The following is a 2,237-nucleotide window of genomic DNA, read 5'->3' as shown; positions in this document are numbered from 1 at the left end:
TGCCAAGCGAACAGGCAACGATGGCGCTTACCGGGTTCCGCTCGGCCAAGTTCGGCATGGACGAAGAAGCGGTGCGCGCAGCTATCAAGGCTGACTTCGGGCTTGAAGGCGATGCGGTGCAGGTCGGCATGAATACTGTTGAGCGCACTCAGGTCATGACCATTTCGGTGCCCGAGGTGCTGCGCGACGGCGGCATCGCGCAGGTGTCCTACATCTTTGGTTACAAAAGCAAAGCTCTGATCCAGATCGGCGTACTTTGGGCACCTGCCACCGACCCTGCGATCACCGAAGCGACGCTTTATGCAAACGGCGATGTGCTGCGCGCCTATTTCGATGGTGCAGGCTATCTGCCCGACACGATTTCGAAAGACGTGGTGCTAGAGAACGGGTTGCTTTTGTTCCGCGGGGCCGATGCCTCGGGGCACACGGCGATTTTGCTTTTGCAAGGGCGGTTTGAAGAAAGCGAGGGGGTGCGGACACTGTTCCCAGTCAGCCTCACGCTGCTTTACGCGGTCAACCCTGACGACCCGGACATCCTGAAAATCAATAGTGGAGAGTTCTGATGGGAAAACACAGCAGTCTTCTTCACATCGAGTATTCCCGCCAGCAAAGGGCGCGCCAACGGCGCGACCTTTTTAAGCAATTTGTGCTGGGTGCAAGTCCGCTAGTGCTTGGGGCGTTGATGGGCGCAGGCGTGGGCGACCGCGCCGAGGCGCAGGCGGTGAACCTTGATATCACCTCCAACAACATCATCGCCGATGGCCGCACCCGGACCACCATCACCACCAACGACAACCACACCCGCATCACCACCGATACGGTTTCTGGCAATACCGGTTTCAACACGTTTTCGGATTTTCAGCAGGCCGCTGGTACGCGAGTTGATCTGATGGTTCCCGATGCCGCGGGCAACCTTGTCAACATCGTCACCAATGGTGCCGTGCTGATCAACGGCGAGTTGAACAGCTATATGGATGGCAGCATTGGCGGCAATGTGTTCTTCGCCAGTTCCAATGGTTTCATCGTAGGTCAGAACGGCCGCGTCAACGTAGGCTCGCTTACCGTCAACACCCCGACGCAAGAGTTTCTAGACCGTGTGGTGCGCGCCGATGGCACCGTCAATGACGCCGTCGCCTCGCAGCTGATGCGCGGCGAAATCCCGATGTCGGCCGATGGCCACATTGCGATCATGGGGCAGGTCAATGCGCAAGGTGCGATTACCCTGCAAGGCCAGACAGTTACCATCAACGGTGATACGGGGCCACTGACCGGGGCCGACTTTGGCCAGCGCACGAAGTTTGAATCCACCGTCAACTCGGGCGGGATGGTCGAGGGTGCCGCCATGGTTGCCCACGGCGGCCGCATCTCGATCGTTGCGGCGGGCGGATCACGCATTGGCGGGCAGCTTGATGTAAGCGCCGAGTCCGGGCGTGGCGGTGATATCTCGATCACCGGCGGCGACATTACCGTTGACGCGGGCGCGTCGCTTGCGGCCGATGGCGACAGCGGCGGCGATATCGTTGTGTTCGCAGACGGTGCCCTTGTGGTGCAAGACAACGCAACCTTCAGCGCAGCGGGCCTCGGCCTTGGCGACGGCGGGTTTATCGAACTGAGCGGGCGCGATGCGCATATCGGCTCGGTCAATCTTGACCTCTCATCCCGTTCAGGCCGCGCGGGCACTTTGCTGATTGACCCCTATGACCTCTATATTGGCGGTGTCTCGGCCCTTTCGGGCGCGTCTGACGATGCGAGCATTGCCACCAGCATCTTCTCCAACGGTGCCAGCATTCTGTTGCAGGCCGATAACTCGATTACCATCTCGACTGGCGGTGTGCTCGATTCTCGGATGCTGACTGCAAGTGTCAGCAGTGGAAACTCGGGCAATATCACGCTCGAAGCGCCGCAGATAACCTTGGCCGATGGCTCGAAAGTTTTGGCGGGCGTCACGACAGGCTCTGGCTTTACTGCCGGCGACGTTACGTTGACCGCTGTGCGGACCAATGGCGGCACGGCGCAGGTCGTGATTGGCCAAGGCGGCGCGTCTGGCCCCGAAGTGACCGGGCGCAACATCACGCTAACCGCAACCTCCACCGTCAATCAGGCAAGCCTTCTGCTGGCCCTGCCAACCGCAAACGCTCTGATCACCGGAAACGGCGGCAGCATTGCCGCCTCTGGCATTTTCAGGGCCACGGCCTCGGCTACCGGTGCTGGCGGGCTTACCTTGCTGCCGCTTGGCG

2 protein-coding genes are annotated in these 2,237 nt (G+C 60.4%); both read left to right on the top strand.

Annotated features, from left to right (window positions below):
* The coding region (locus ABY403_RS15895) for a hypothetical protein (RefSeq protein ID WP_372841788.1) at positions 1–563 on the top strand (563 nt) is incomplete at its 5' end.
* Positions 563–2,237, top strand: a 1,675-nt coding sequence (locus tag ABY403_RS15890) for a leukotoxin LktA family filamentous adhesin (protein WP_372841787.1), incomplete at its 3' end; no start/stop codon positions are given. The genes ABY403_RS15895 and ABY403_RS15890, both read left to right, overlap by 1 nt.

The sequence above is a fragment of the Phaeovulum sp. genome (assembly GCF_041596715.1).
Taxonomy (GTDB): domain Bacteria; phylum Pseudomonadota; class Alphaproteobacteria; order Rhodobacterales; family Rhodobacteraceae; genus UBA6213.
The sequence above is the reverse complement of the archived record's forward strand: the minus strand, read 5'-3'. Positions and strand labels throughout refer to the sequence as shown.